A 14,412-nucleotide genomic window follows, 5' to 3' on the forward strand; every position below is an offset into this window, starting at 1 on the left:
CATAATTCCTATCTTTTTTGATATTGCTCAAGTATCATTGCGTTACTCGGCATTAATTTGCGTTAATGTTGCGTGACACATTGACACAATCTTGTTTGTTTCGTAGGGAAACAAGCCTTTGATGTCATTTTACCGGGTAAAGTGCCACTTTACTCAAACAATAAGTATAAGTAATAAGCAGTGGAAGCAATATGATGAACCATTCCCAGCCTCAAGGCGCTGATTACAATTACACCGTTGTCCGCCAATTTGCCCTTACAACAGTTTTGTGGGGGATTATTGGTATGACGGTAGGTGTATTGATCGCGGCCCAGTTAATCTGGCCACAACTCAACTTCGAAACTCCATGGCTAACGTACAGTCGTCTACGACCTCTGCACACAAACGCCGTGATTTTCGCGTTTGGTACTTCAGCGTTATTTGCAACATCCTATTATATCGTCCAGCGTACCTGCCAAACCCGCCTATTTGCACCTAAGTTAGCTGCATTTACCTTCTGGGGATGGCAAGCCATTATTCTTTCAGCCGTTATTACTCTGCCGCTGGGTCTGACCAGCAGTAAAGAATACGCTGAACTTGAATGGCCTATCGACATCGCTATTACCATAGTTTGGGTAGCCTATGCCGTTGTGTTCTTTGGCACAATTGTTAAGCGAACCACGTCACACATCTATGTGGCAAACTGGTTCTTCGGCGCCTTCATCATCACGGTTGCAGTGCTGCATATCGTGAACTCTATGGCAGTACCTGTCAGCCTGTTCAAGTCATACTCATTATACTCTGGCGCTGTCGATGCCATGGTGCAATGGTGGTATGGCCACAACGCCGTTGGCTTCCTACTGACCGCTGGTTTCCTGGGTATGATGTACTACTTCGTACCTAAGCAAGCGGGTCGTCCTGTTTATTCTTATCGTCTGTCTATCGTTCACTTCTGGGCTTTGATTGCACTGTACATCTGGGCGGGTCCACACCACCTGCACTACACAGCGCTACCAGACTGGACACAGTCACTGGGTATGGTGATGTCTCTGATCCTATTCGCACCTTCTTGGGGCGGTATGATCAACGGTATTATGACCCTGTCCGGTGCTTGGCATAAGCTAAGAACCGACCCTGTTCTGCGTTTCTTGATCGTTTCTCTGTCATTCTATGGTATGTCGACCTTCGAAGGTCCTATGATGGCCATTAAGACAGTTAACGCATTGTCTCACTACACCGACTGGACCGTAGGTCACGTACACTCAGGCGCGCTAGGCTGGGTGGCTATGGTATCTATCGGTTCGCTATACCACCTGATCCCTGCAATCTACGGACACGGTCGTATGTACAGCACACAACTGATTAACGTTCACTTCTGGTTGGCGACTATCGGTACTGTACTTTATATCGTTTCAATGTGGATCTCGGGTGTTATGCAAGGTCTGATGTGGCGTGCAGTTAACTCTGACGGCACCCTAACCTACAGCTTCGTTGAAGGTTTGGAAGCGTCATACCCATTCTACTTTGTTCGCTTCTTAGGTGGCCTGTTCTTCGTCACTGGTATGCTACTGATGGCATACAACGTGGTTAAGACAGTTAAGGCGCCAAAAGAATCTTTGCCAGCGCTGGCTGAAGCATAAGGAGTAGATTTGATGAAATTTAATCATGAGATAGTCGAGAAAAACATCGGTCTGCTGGGTATCTTTACCGTTATTGCTATCAGTATTGGTGGCCTGGTACAGATCACTCCCCTGCTTTTCCAAAAAGACACTACTGAGCCTGTAAATGGACTGCGTCCATACTCTGCGCTTGAGTTAGAAGGTCGTGACATCTACATCCGTGAAGGTTGCGTAGGTTGTCACAGCCAGATGATTCGTCCGCTACGTGCTGAGACTGAGCGTTACGGTCACTACTCTGTTGCCGGTGAGTCAGTTTGGGATCACCCATTCCTATGGGGTTCTAAGCGTACTGGTCCAGACCTGGCCCGTGTTGGCGGTCGTTACAGCGACAAGTGGCATGAAGTTCACCTACTTGATCCTCGCGCAGTAGTACCACAATCAAACATGCCTGCCTTCCCTTGGTTGGCCGAGAACGTCCTAGACGGCGAGCTAACGGCTAAGAAGATGGAAGTGTTCCGTGGTTTCGGTGTGCCTTACTCTCAAGAAGATATCGACAACGCTAAGAAAGCCGTTGAAGGTAAGACTGAGATGCAGGCACTAATTGCATACCTACAGTCGCTAGGTCACGCACTGAAATAAATTGGAGGCATAAATATGGATTACGGCACATTACAAGGGATCATTACCGTTGTTGTCATGGTGACGTTTGTCGGTATTTTTGCATGGGCTTATAGTGGTCGTCGTAAGGCTCAGTTCGACGAGGCCGCTAACCTTGTTTTCTCAGATGATGAGAAGAACAAGGACTCAGGAGAACATAAGTGATGATGAGTAGCTTCTGGAGTATTTGGATTACCGTACTCACAATTGTGGTAATCGCAGGATGTTTCATCCTACTGTTTGTTGTCTCTAAAAACACCACTGGTGTTGAAGAAGGCAAATCAATGGGTCACAGCTTTGATGGCATTGAAGAGATCAATAACCCACTACCTAAGTGGTGGAGTTATATGTTCTACATCACCATCATCTTCGGTGTGGTCTACCTGGCGGCGTACCCAGGCCTAGGTAACTTCAAAGGTTTCCTCGGTTGGTCAAGCTCGAACCAAAGCATTGGTACCGACAAAGGTATCAAGGAAGATTCTGCCGCAGCCGTTGAACTGGCTGAGAAGGAACATCGCTGGGTTCAGTATGACCAAGAAGTCGTCAAGGCTAACGCTAAGTACAGCCCGATTTTCGAGGCGTACCTGGCTACACCGCTTGAAGAGCTAGTGAAGAACGAAGAAGCCCTCAAAGTGGGCGGTCGTCTGTTCCTGCAAAACTGTGCTCAGTGCCACGGTAGTGACGCGCGCGGTAGCAAGGGCTTCCCTAACCTGACTGACGGTGATTGGTTATATGGCGGCGACCTTGCCACCATCAAGACGACCATCATGAACGGTCGTCACGGCATGATGCCTCCAAAAGGCGGTCTACCTATCGAAGACAGCGAGCTGAAAGGCCTAGCTGAATACGTGGTGAAGCTGTCTGGTCGCGATCACGATGAAGCGTTGGCCGCTCAGGGTCAGGCATCATTCATGAAGGGTTGTTTCGCCTGTCACGGTATGGACGGTACTGGCAACAAGTTCATGGGTGCACCTAACCTCACCGACAACACCTGGTTGTATGGCGGTAGCCGCGGTGTGATCCAAGAGAGCATCAAGAACGGTCGTTCTGGCGTGATGCCTGCTTGGAAAGATGTCTTGGGCGAAGAGAAAGTTCATGTCATCGCAGCCTATGTTTATAGCTTGTCAAACAAGTAATTACATATAAGTAACACCAAGGCCTCGAGACAGATCGAGGCCTTTTTTTTAAGTGCTATCACTGCCATTTACCGGTAAGATATGGCCAACAAAAATAACAGGTAGTATCCATGAATAAACCACAAGCTTGGTATAAACAGTTTTGGCCTTGGTTTCTGATTATTCTGCCGCTGTGCGCCGTATTTGCCAGTGTGAACCTCATGTTCCTCGCAGTCGAAAACAAAGATTCCCTAGTCTCTGAAGACTATTACAAAGACGGCAAGGCCATTAACATGGACCTGCGTAAGATTAAACATGCCAAGCAGCTCGGATTACAGTTTGAGTTACATCTTGCGAAAGATGAGATCACCCTTACCCAGCACGGCGGCGAGCCTTATGCCGCGGCGCTCAATGTCGAATTCTATCACCCTACCCTACAAGAAAAGGACTTTGGCCAGGTAGCCACCGCCGATGGCAACATGGTTTACCATATCAAGCTCAACACGCCAATTCAGGGCAGTTGGGAAGTCAGACTGGAAGGGTTTGATCGCAGCTGGCGCATCCAGAAACGTCTCGAGCTAAAAGATAATCAACAATACTGGTTAAACTAATCTTTTATGGATGCGTTGAACTGCTTTCATTGCGGCGAGCCGGTGACTACCGGCCGCCAATTCGAGACCCTTATCGATAATGTTCCTCAGCCTATGTGTTGTCCCGGCTGCCAGGCTGTCTCCGCAGCCATCATAGAGGCGGGACTCACCAACTATTATAAGTATCGTACCGAACCTGGCAGCAAGCAGACGGCGCTGGTGCCCGAGGCGCTCAATGCCTTTTCCGCATTCGATCTCAAAGAGGTCCAACAGGACTTTGTGCATCAAGACAAACAGAGTGCCAGTACTTCTCTTACCATAGATGGCATCACCTGTGCGGCCTGCGCCTGGTTGATCGAGCATAAGCTGCAGCATATTGACGGTATCAATAAGATAGCGGTTAACACCACCACAGAGCGCGCCCAAGTCAGCTGGGATCCGGAGAAGATTAAGCTGTCGGAGATCTTGGCGCAGATCAGCCGTATCGGCTATCAAGCCGCGCCCTATCAGGTGGATGACGAAGAGATTCAGAGCAAGAAGAATAGCCGCAAATTCCTGCTTAGATTAGGGCTGGCAGGCTTTGCCACCATGCAGGTGATGATGTTTGCTTTGGCGCTCTATTCGGATTACTTCACCGATCTCGATGTGGAATTCAGAGACTATTTCCGCTGGGTAAGCATGATATTCGCCGCGCCAGTTGTCTTCTATTCGGCGCAGCCTTTCTACTTTAGTGCCCTACGCGCCATGTTATCGGGCAGGCTCAACATGGACGTGTCGGTATCTATCGCCATCTGCGGCGCCTATATCGCCAGCTGTATCGCCACAGTGTCAGGCCAGGGTGAGGTCTATTTTGAATCGGTGAGCATGTTTACCTTCTTCCTGCTGCTTGGCCGTTATTTTGAGCAAAATGCACGGCAGAAGGCCTCTATCAGCTCAAATAACCTGCATAAACTTATCCCGCTCACCGCCAACCTGCTGGACGATGAAGGTAATCAAACCGAGGTGCCGGCCAAACGCCTCAAGGTGGGTGACCTCATCATGGTCAAGCCTGGTGAGGTGATCGCCGCCGATGGCGACATCGTCGAGGGTATGAGCAGCGTCAACGAGGCCATGCTCACGGGCGAGCAGATGCCGGTGACTAAAAACCTTAATAGCCAAGTGTATGCGGGTACCATCAATGTGGACCACCCGATAAAGGTGCACGTCACCGCGACCGGGCAAGATCAGCTAGTTGCCGAAATCATCCGCTTACAAGAGGCGGCATCGAACAACAAGCCTAAGGTGGCCCTCTACGTCGATACCATCTCCAACTATTTTACCTGGACCATTTTGGTCGTGGCCGCCCTCACCTATCTGGTGTGGAAACATTATTGGCCTGAAGATGCCTTTTGGGTCACGCTTTCCGTCTTAGTTGCCACCTGTCCCTGCGCGCTGGCGTTAGCAACGCCAACCGCGGTGACCTGCGCCACCGGACTCTTTACCAGACTTGGAGTGGTGGCGCGCCGTCCAGGCGTATTTGAGAAACTGCCTAAAGTCGATCAGGTGGTATTTGATAAGACGGGCACCCTGACTTGCGGCAGTTTAACCCTGCGCGAAACGCAGCGTTTTACTCAAGACGAATCCCTCGAGGTGCTAGCGATTGCCGCCGCCATGGAGTCACAATCGATTCATCCGATCGCTAAGGCGTTCACCCCCTATTACCAGACGGGTTATCGGCTAAGTGAGAGTCAGTATGTCGCCGGCGAAGGTGTGATAGCCAGTGTCAATGACACCCGCTATTTTCTCGGCAGCGCAGTTTTTATTCGAGGTAACACTCAGCTTAGCGATATCAAAGGCGATCACAGCGTCTACCTCGCCGATAAAACGCGCTTGCTCGCCGGTTTTACCCTGAGCGATACGGTTCGAGAGGATGCCAAGGCAACGCTGTACACCCTCAAGGAGATGGGCTTTGCCACCTGTATTGCCAGTGGTGACACTAGCGAACACGTCGAGCAAGTCGCCGCAGAGGTGGGTATCGACACCTTACATAAGGGGTTAAAGCCGATTGATAAATTGAAACTTATCAATCTGCTAAGAGATCAGGGCAAACAGGTAGTCATGTTCGGTGATGGCGTCAATGATGCGCCTGTGCTTGCGGGCGCAAACCTGTCGGTAGCCATGGGGAGCGGCGCCGATATTGCTAAAAACAGTGCAGACCTCATCTTGCTGGGCGATCAGCTTTCACGCTTTCCCCAGGCGGTTCGTATCGCCAAGCTGACAGAGCAGATCATCAGGCAAAACCTGATCTGGGCCCTTGGCTATAACCTGCTTATCATTCCTTTAGCGGTAACTGGACACGTGTTACCCTACATTGCCGCCATAGGTATGTCGGCCAGCTCATTAATTGTTGTCGCCAATAGCCTCAGACTACTAAAGGTTCGTTTATGAGTATTATCTATGTCTTGATCCCTATCGCCATGCTGTTTGTGCTGGTTGCCGTAGGCATCTTCTTCTGGGCCGTGAAATCTGAACAGTTTGACGATCTCGACAGGCAGAGCGTATCTATCTTGTTTGATGATGACATCAAGCAGAAGCCTCAAGACACCAAAGACGAGTCGACGCCGCGTTGATCGACTTTAGCATTACCGGCGCCTTCCTCGTCGGCCTAATGGGTGCTGGCCATTGCATCGGCATGTGTGGTGGCCTGGTGGGCGCCTTCTCCCAGCAGCTCCCTAAAAAAGCCAGCGATAATATTCTGCTGGCTCAGCTCAAGTTTATTCTCAGCTATAACCTGGGGAGGATCTTAAGCTATACCACGGCCGGCGCTCTGGTGGGCGGCTCGGCCAGCCTGCTCAGTACCCTCTTTAGTATCGATGCCTACCTGATTGGCATGCGCGTATTCGCCGGTGTGATGATGATAGTGACGGGTCTGTATATTGCGCAGATCTGGTCCGGTGTGGTTCAGATTGAGCGAGTGGGGAAATTATTATGGCGTCTCATCGGTCCTATCGCCAATAAGTTACTACCGATAAAAGATTTAAAACAAGCCTTTGCGGCAGGCCTACTATGGGGCTGGTTACCCTGCGGCCTAGTATATAGCACCTTGACCTGGGCGGTCGCGGCAAATTCGGCGCAGCAAGGCGCCTTGATCATGGCGGCTTTTGGCCTGGGCACCCTGCCAGCATTGGTCAGCGTCGGTGTCGCAGCGCGCTATTTTGCCCAGTTGGTTCAGGCTAAAAAAGTAAGGCTTATCAGTGGCTTAATCTTAGTAAGCTTTGGCATACACACTTTGTATATTGCATTTGCTCAGCTAGGCTAGCTGTCACTATTAAATTAGTTTAACATAAGCCTAATTGAGAAATTCGAGAGAGATTATGACAGATATTATTAAAAGTCGTCGTTCGGCTGTACCCGGATGCGCCATTCATTGTCATGACTGCAGTATGGGTACGTTATGTATCCCTTTCACGTTGAATAACAACGAGCTAGATCAGCTTGATGACATCATCGAACGTAAGAAACCGATACAGAAAGGCGAGCAAATTTTTAAGTCTGGTGACTCGTTAAAATCTCTCTATGCGATCCGCTCAGGCACCATCAAGAGCTACACCATCACGGAGCAAGGTGATGAGCAGATCACCGGCTTTCACCTGGCCGGTGATGTGATTGGTTTCGATGGCATTCACTCGCAAACCCATCAAAGTTTTGCCCAAGCCCTAGAGACCTCTATGGTCTGTGAGATTCCGTTCGATACCTTAGATGAACTCTCGGGCACCATGCCTAAGCTCAGACAACAGATCATGCGTCTCATGAGCAATGAGATCCAAAGCGATCAGGAAATGATCTTGCTGCTGAGTAAGAAGAACGCCGAAGAACGTCTAGCGGCCTTCATCAGCAATCTGGCCAGTCGTTTTGGCAGTCGTGGCTTCTCTCCCAAGGAGTTCCGCCTCACAATGACACGTGGTGACATAGGTAACTATCTTGGTTTGACCGTTGAAACCATCAGCCGTCTGCTGGGACGCTTCCAAAAAGCAGAATTGATCGAGGTAAAAGGAAAGTACATTACCATCGTCGATTTTGACTCGCTTAATAAGTTAGCCGGTAACAATAAGATAGGCCGCTAATTAGCCGGTTTTCTGGGCAAATTTGATCTAAAACAAGGCAATTTGCCCTATATCGCTCATTATTTAAGTACCACCTCAGATAAAGGAAGAATCTATGAAGGACTATCATAAGATCCTTGTTGTAGTGGATCCAACAAGCGACAAGCAATCAGCCCTCGCCAGAGCCGTCGAACTCGCCTCTAAAAACCAAGCGTCAATCACCGTTTTTCTCTCTATTTTCGATTTTTCCTACGAGATGACCTCTATCCTCTCGGGTCATGAGCGTGAAGCCATGCGCCAGGGAGTCATTGCACAGCGTCGCGCCTGGCTCGACGATATCCTGGCTGGCTACAAAGACAGTGGCGTCGCCATCGATAGCGAAGTGATCTGGCATAACCGCCCCTTCGAGAGCATCATCCTCCACGCAATCGAGGGTAGCTATGATCTGATCGTTAAGGGTACTCACGAGCACGATAAGCTCAAGTCTGTGATCTTTACCCCCACCGATTGGCATTTGATGCGCAAGGCGCCAGTGCCGGTTCTTTTGGTGAAAGAACATGACTGGCCGGTAGCCGGTAAGATCTTGTGTGCCATCAACGTGGCCTCGGAAGATGATGATCACCAAACCCTTAACGGCAAGATCATCGAACACGCCCAAGACTTAGCCAAGAAGTTCGATGCTCAGGTACATCTGGTTAACGGCTATCCAGGCACACCAGTTAACCTGGCCATCGAGCTACCTGACTTTGACGCGCACACCTATAGCGAAACCATTCGCATGCAGCACGAGCAGCGGGTGTGTTACCTGGCCAGCAACTATGGTATCTCCAGCGACTTCTGCCACATCAAGGAAGGTCTGCCGGAGGATGTCATCCCCGAATTGGCCGAGCAACTCGACGCCGAGTTGGTGATTCTTGGAACCGTCGGCCGCACTGGCTTCTCGGCGGCGCTAATCGGTAACACCGCAGAGCATGTGATCGACAGCATTAACTGTGACCTACTGGCCATTAAACCCGACGGCTATAAGTCACCACTAGAAGAGGAATGATCGCCTTAGGCCATCTTCTTTAGCCCAATTTTTTAAGCTATACTACGCGCCCAGAATTTTACGATACTAGGCGCGTTTTTTATTATGTCTGAAGAAACCCTCTCAAAGAAACAGATAACTCGGCTAAACAAGCTACAAAAGCGTCTTAGGCGCGAAGTCGGTAGTGCCATCGCCGATTACAACATGATTGAAGAGGGCGACACCGTCATGTGCTGTCTTTCCGGCGGCAAAGACAGTTATGCCATGCTGGATATCCTGGTCAATCTGCAGCAAAGAGCGCCGGTTAATTTTAATCTGGTAGCCGTCAATTTGGATCAGAAGCAGCCAGGTTTCCCAGAAGACATTCTGCCAGCCTATTTAGATAGCCTAAAGGTGCCTTACCATATCCTCGAGAAGGACACCTACTCTATCGTTAAAGATAAGATCCCCGAAGGCAAGACCACTTGCTCACTCTGCAGCCGTCTGCGCCGTGGCACCTTGTATGGTTTTGCGCAGAAGATTGGCGCCACTAAGATTGCCCTGGGTCATCACAGAGACGACATCATAGAGACCATGTTCCTCAACATGTTCTACGCCGGTAAGCTTAAGGCGATGCCGCCCAAGTTGCTGTCGGACGATGGCGCGAACGTAGTGATCCGCCCTCTCGCCTACAGCCGCGAGAAAGACATCGCCGAATATGCCGAGTTAAAGGCGTTTCCAATCATCCCTTGTAACCTCTGTGGCTCTCAAGAAAACCTGAAGCGTGCTGCGGTAAAAGAGATGCTCAAGAGCTGGGATAAGCAGTTCCCAGGTCGTATCGAAACCATCTTCACCGCAATGCAAAACACGAGTCCGTCACAGGGGGTCGATAGAGATCAGTTCGACTTTGTTTCTTTGAAACAAGATCCCGACGCACCGATGAAAGGCGATGTAGCGGAGTCGGATCTGCCGGCGTTTGACTTCCTGGATCTGGCTAACAGCGGTCATATCGATCTAGATGCGGCCAAGCGTAGTCGTGACCAACTAAAAATCGATGTGGTGAGCACCTATACGCCTTAGGTTTTAACCTAGCGACTTGCATGAATTGTCTTTATAGATAATAAAAAAGCCCTCTCTTGAGGGCTTTTTTACGTCTTTGTCCGTTTATGTCCGCGCTCTAAACGACAAGCTAACTAGGAGCTCTTGACCCAAGGGCTGACCACCTTAGGCGTTTCACTAAAACTTATCGTACTTAGCGCGCTAATTTCATCACTTGCTAAGCGATAGATGCCGTCAACCTGCTGCTCTTTACCATCGATCGTCACCTGCGCCTTACCTGCAAACTCAAAGCTGACCCCAGCAATATCATCGGCAAAATATTTCATTGGAAAGCCCTGCATCTGCTTGAGCAACTCATCCATCTGGGTTGCCAGCTCGCTAAGTGCTTCCTGGCTATATTCATTTGAGGGCGACTTGGCGCGGATCTGCATCGCCACCCCACAACGTGTGGCATCGTTCTTCATTTGTAGATTGATGAGGGCACGGTCTGACTTCAAGGTTTCATCGAATGGAATATAGAGACGTTGGTCACCGGAGAATGTCAGCGGATAGTTGCGCTTCTCTGTAGTGATTGAGCCGCTTTCGATAAGACAGCCATTTTCCTTAGGCACAGAGAAGGCGATGTCGATAAGCGAATAGTTGCCTTTATTCATCTGCTTCATTCTTTGATAGAAGCCCTGATAGTCGAGAGAAATGGGCGTTGCCTGAACAACACTCGTTGCCAGAAGCAGGCAACTACACAGCAGGCCTTTGTTCATGATTTTCCACCAAAAATTGATTGTTATGACGTAGCATATCAAGCAGCTCTTCAACGTAAGCTTCCTGACGTTCTGAGTAATTCATTAGACCGTAGACCAACTTCTCGGCGCTTACCGGCTGATTCTCTGCTCTTAAATCGGCGCGAATGGCCCTAAGAAGCGAGTATGCCGCGTTCGAGTTAAGGTTGCGCATATAGGAGCCCACCGAATCTTCGACGCTCTTAAAGACGGCTACTTCATGGCTTAGCCCTTCGGTGCGCGATTGCGGCACCAGACCGCAGCCCTTTTTAAAGCACCATTGGCCGAAGAAGTTCATCCCTTCTCTGGCAAAACGGCTACTGCCCCAACCGGTCTCGTTAGCCGCCTGAATGAGTACTAAGTCTTCGGGAATGGTATCGACTCGCGTTAATAGCTCATCCAGGGATTCGAGAGTGGCACCGCGCATCGAATACTGATATTTGCTTGCTAGTTGCAAGATGCGATAGGCCTCAGCCTCGGACAAGGGTTGTTGGTTAGCTAGGTGGGCGCGAGATTGTTCCAGGAACTTACGCTCGTCACTAATTACGGCGTTGTGGTGCCTGATCGCCGGACGAAGGAAATCGAAGAATGCCTGTTTCTTGGTCGCAATATCACTAATTGCCTGGAAATCTGGGATGGCACTAAATTGACTGCGATTCTTTAAAATCGTTCCCGGTGCCTGTTCTGGCTCGGCCTTGCGTTCTATCAGAAATAGCTTTACCGCCAATATTGCTAACGCAACAATCCCTAGGGAAAGTATCAACTTGTTGATGTGACCTGTTCTCAAATGCTTCGCTCTTATTATGAGTTCATGGGCGGCATTATATGTCATCTGAGTCATGAACAAAACCGCTATACCTATAGGACGAATGGGTTATAATGACCGACAGGTAAATGGGGATTCAGGAAGGAAATACCCGACATGCGCGATTACGCCATCAATCAATATCAACATGTTGTCGCCATCGGCGGAGGCCACGGACTGGGCCGAGTCTTATCCTCTCTCTCGTTTCTCGGTCCAAAACTCACCGGCATAGTGGCCACCACGGACAATGGCGGTTCAACCGGACGCCTAAGACAGCAGCAAGATTGTATCGCCTGGGGCGATCTGCGTAACTGCCTGTCTCAGCTCGCAAGTCGGCCCTCAGTCGGCTCACTGCTGTTTGAATATCGATTCGGCGGTAAAAGCGAGCTCGCCAACCACAATCTGGGTAACCTAGTGTTGATGGCGCTGGATGACCTCTGCGTGCGGCCGTTAGATGCGGTCAATCTGATCCGCAAACTGCTCAACATAGAGACCCAGGTGATCCCTATGTCGGAGCAACCAACCCATCTGGTCGCCATTCAGTCTTGTGGCAATCGTATCTTCGGCGAAGTCGAGGTGGATCAGAAGTGTGAAGATCCCATCGCCCTCTCGCTGGAACCCATGGTGGATGCCACCCTCGAGGCCTGCAATGCGGTTAGGCAAGCGGATCTCATTATACTAGGCCCAGGAAGTTTCTTGACCAGCATCATGCCGCCACTGCTGTTGCCTAAATTGAGCCAGGCGCTACACGACTCCAAGGCGAAGGTGGTCCTAATCGATAATCTGACCCAGGAGCCTTCCGCCGCGGCTAACTTTAGCCTGGAGAAACGTCTTAGCTGGTTTAAGCAGGTCATGGGCAATAAACCGGTCGATCACGTGCTTTGTCACGGTGACAGATATCTCACCACAGGCATAGTCACCCACTACCCGCTACGTAGTCGCCACCATCAGGCCCTCCACGACAGAGCGGCGCTGGCCGACGCCCTGTCTCTTATTGTTGAGCCTCAAGCGCTCGACGCGCTGGCATAAAAAAACGCCACGTTATTAATAGCGTGGCGTCTTTAGTAGAATATCGAAGCTTATAATACCTTAGCGATCGCCCGGCATATGGTATCCATGTTGGCGCGGGTCATGCCGGCAACACTAATTCGGCCAGAGCCGACGATATAGATACCAAACTCCTCTTTCAGGCGCGCCACCTGCTCCTTATTAAGACCTGAGAAGCTAAACATACCGTTTTGCGCCGAGATAAAGCTGAAATCTTGCGACACCCCCTGCTGAGCCAACGTCTTCACAAACAGCACTCGCATCTCGGCGATACGTTCGCGCATCTGTGTCAGCTCCGCTTCCCATAACTTTCTTAGCTCAGCATCACCAAGAATTGTGGCAACAATCAATGCGCCATGGGCCGGTGGATTAGAATAGCTGCTACGTATGGTGCTCTTAATCTGGCTAAATGCACGCTTCGCCGTCTCAGCATCTTCTGCTACTAGTGTCACGGCGCCGATACGCTCGTTGTAGAGACCAAAGTTTTTCGAAAACGAGTTAGCCACTAACAGTTCGGGCACCTTGCTGGCCACCAGACGTAGTCCTTTTGCGTCTTCTTCTACCCCGGTGCCAAAGCCTTGATAGGCAAAGTCAAACAAGGGGATCAGGCCTTTGTCGACACAAAGCTGGGCAATCACTTCCCACTGGCTGATGTTGAGATCGATACCCGTCGGGTTATGGCAGCAACCGTGAAGCAGCAGCAAATCGCCTTCCTCTGCATTTTCAAGGCTAGTGAGCATGGCATCGAAGTCGATATCGTGACTGGCCGCATCGTAATAGCCATATTGCTTAACGATTAAGCCTGCAGATTGAAAAATGTTGTTATGGTTTGCCCAAGTTGGATTGCTCAGCCATACGGTACGTGAATCAGTATTACGCACCACAAACTCGGCGGCCATTCTCAGGGAGCCTGTACCACCCGGCGCCTGAGCCGTTACCGCTCGCTTCTCGGTCATTACTGCGTGATCTGCACCAAACAACAAGCCCTGTACCGCCTGGTTGTAGGCGATGACGCCGTCGATACCCAGGTAACTCTTGCTGGTTTCAGTTTCTAGCAATTTTTGCTCGGCCAACTTAACTGACTTAAGAATCGGCGTCTGGCCTGACTCATCTTTATAGATGCCAACACCTAAATTAACCTTATCTGCGCGAGGATCGGCCTTAAAAGCATCGGTAAGACCAAGAATGGGATCTGCGGGGGCCAGTACAACCTGGTTAAATATCATGGTGATGTTCCTAAACGTCGTCATAAGAAGGGGTTCGGGGCTAGTTATACCACTGTCTTAGCGCCCTTCATAGCGGATATTTTTCTATATCAATATTTTTCTTATGCCGCCCTAGCTTTCCTGATTTTTAAAGGGTTAAAGCGTAATTCTTTTAGAGATTATCGAACGATATGAGCAAAATTTAGCAGATCCCTTAAGATGAGATCTCGCTCACATTAGCTCTGTTCAGGCCTGTTGATTTGCGTGCTTAAAATAGCGGAAGGTAACGGATGGATAGAATCGATTGCTCTAACAGCTGCGTTAGACTAAAAGATTTTCGGTCAAAGACAACAAAGCCCCACACTATAGTGAGACTCCCTACGATCATATTCATGATGTTACCCGAGGACTGACTTGAATAAAAATTACATACCTTTGTTTAATCATGCTTCAGTAAATATTAAGCACCCAA

At 49.8% G+C, this 14,412-nt stretch carries 15 protein-coding genes; 12 read left to right on the plus strand and 3 right to left on the minus strand.

Translation table 11 applies throughout. The features are described 5' to 3' along the window. The first annotated feature begins 191 nt into the window (after window positions 1-191). The 11 genes from ccoN to ttcA all read left to right on the plus strand — a co-directional run bounded on the left by ccoN (window position 192) and on the right by ttcA (window position 10,128). A complete protein-coding gene (gene ccoN, locus L1D43_RS07560) occupies window positions 192-1,619 on the plus strand; it encodes a cytochrome-c oxidase, cbb3-type subunit I (protein ID WP_041511255.1) in 1,428 nt (475 codons plus the stop codon). A 12-nt stretch (window positions 1,620-1,631) separates the two neighbouring features. After that, the gene (gene ccoO, locus L1D43_RS07565) at window positions 1,632-2,237 is read left to right on the plus strand and encodes a cytochrome-c oxidase, cbb3-type subunit II (RefSeq protein WP_041511254.1); all 606 of its coding nucleotides are present in this window, start codon (window positions 1,632-1,634) and stop codon (window positions 2,235-2,237) included. A gap of 15 nt (window positions 2,238-2,252) precedes the next feature. Beyond that, window positions 2,253-2,420, plus strand: a complete 168-nt coding sequence (locus L1D43_RS07570) for a CcoQ/FixQ family Cbb3-type cytochrome c oxidase assembly chaperone (RefSeq protein ID WP_041511253.1) — start codon at window positions 2,253-2,255, stop codon at window positions 2,418-2,420. Window positions 2,421-2,422: 2 nt separating this feature from the next. Beyond that, window positions 2,423-3,391: a cytochrome-c oxidase, cbb3-type subunit III gene (ccoP, locus tag L1D43_RS07575; RefSeq protein WP_239851095.1), complete on the plus strand. Its 969-nt coding sequence runs from the start codon at window positions 2,423-2,425 to the stop codon at window positions 3,389-3,391. 110 nt (window positions 3,392-3,501) lie between these two features. Beyond that, window positions 3,502-3,981, plus strand: coding sequence for a FixH family protein (locus L1D43_RS07580; protein ID WP_041511252.1), 480 nt, complete (start codon window positions 3,502-3,504; stop codon window positions 3,979-3,981). Between the two features lie 6 nt (window positions 3,982-3,987). Then, entirely contained in the window at window positions 3,988-6,387 is a 2,400-nt protein-coding gene (locus tag L1D43_RS07585; RefSeq protein WP_239850540.1) for a heavy metal translocating P-type ATPase, read from the plus strand. Continuing rightward, the gene (ccoS, locus tag L1D43_RS07590; protein WP_239850541.1) at window positions 6,384-6,569 is read left to right on the plus strand and encodes a cbb3-type cytochrome oxidase assembly protein CcoS; all 186 of its coding nucleotides are present in this window, start codon (window positions 6,384-6,386) and stop codon (window positions 6,567-6,569) included. The genes L1D43_RS07585 and ccoS overlap by 4 nt, the downstream gene beginning before the upstream one ends. Further along, window positions 6,566-7,258 (plus strand): sulfite exporter TauE/SafE family protein, encoded by a 693-nt coding sequence (locus L1D43_RS07595; RefSeq protein WP_239850542.1) that lies wholly within the window; start codon window positions 6,566-6,568, stop codon window positions 7,256-7,258. Before ccoS ends, L1D43_RS07595 begins: the two co-directional genes overlap by 4 nt. 55 nt (window positions 7,259-7,313) lie before the next feature. After that, on the plus strand, window positions 7,314-8,063 hold the full coding sequence (etrA, locus tag L1D43_RS07600; RefSeq protein WP_041511248.1) for an electron transport transcriptional regulator EtrA: 750 nt from the start codon (window positions 7,314-7,316) through the stop codon (window positions 8,061-8,063). A gap of 94 nt (window positions 8,064-8,157) precedes the next feature. Continuing rightward, the gene (uspE, locus tag L1D43_RS07605) at window positions 8,158-9,090 is read left to right on the plus strand and encodes a universal stress protein UspE (RefSeq protein ID WP_239850543.1); all 933 of its coding nucleotides are present in this window, start codon (window positions 8,158-8,160) and stop codon (window positions 9,088-9,090) included. Window positions 9,091-9,174: 84 nt separating this feature from the next. Further along, window positions 9,175-10,128 (plus strand): tRNA 2-thiocytidine(32) synthetase TtcA, encoded by a 954-nt coding sequence (ttcA, locus tag L1D43_RS07610; protein ID WP_239850544.1) that lies wholly within the window; start codon window positions 9,175-9,177, stop codon window positions 10,126-10,128. Window positions 10,129-10,241: 113 nt separating this feature from the next. Here ttcA and L1D43_RS07615 read toward each other — a convergent pair whose 3' ends face one another. Both L1D43_RS07615 and L1D43_RS07620 read right to left on the minus strand, forming a co-directional pair. Beyond that, complete coding sequence (locus L1D43_RS07615) at window positions 10,242-10,865, minus strand: DUF2987 domain-containing protein (protein WP_239850545.1); 624 nt, start codon at window positions 10,863-10,865, stop codon at window positions 10,242-10,244. After that, window positions 10,843-11,670, minus strand: coding sequence for a glucosaminidase domain-containing protein (locus tag L1D43_RS07620; protein WP_239850546.1), 828 nt, complete (start codon window positions 11,668-11,670; stop codon window positions 10,843-10,845). The genes L1D43_RS07615 and L1D43_RS07620 overlap by 23 nt, the downstream gene beginning before the upstream one ends. 135 nt (window positions 11,671-11,805) lie before the next feature. Here L1D43_RS07620 and yvcK point away from each other — a divergent pair, with 135 nt between their 5' ends. Further along, entirely contained in the window at window positions 11,806-12,717 is a 912-nt protein-coding gene (gene yvcK / locus L1D43_RS07625; protein ID WP_239850547.1) for a uridine diphosphate-N-acetylglucosamine-binding protein YvcK, read from the plus strand. Window positions 12,718-12,767: 50 nt separating this feature from the next. Here the strand turns inward: yvcK and L1D43_RS07630 are convergent, their stop codons facing one another. Beyond that, the gene (locus L1D43_RS07630; RefSeq protein WP_239850548.1) at window positions 12,768-13,961 is read right to left on the minus strand and encodes an amino acid aminotransferase; all 1,194 of its coding nucleotides are present in this window, start codon (window positions 13,959-13,961) and stop codon (window positions 12,768-12,770) included. Window positions 13,962-14,412 lie beyond the last annotated feature (451 nt).

This window comes from Shewanella sp. Isolate8 (genome assembly GCF_022398495.1).
GTDB classification, from domain to species: Bacteria; Pseudomonadota; Gammaproteobacteria; order Enterobacterales; family Shewanellaceae; genus Shewanella; species Shewanella aquimarina.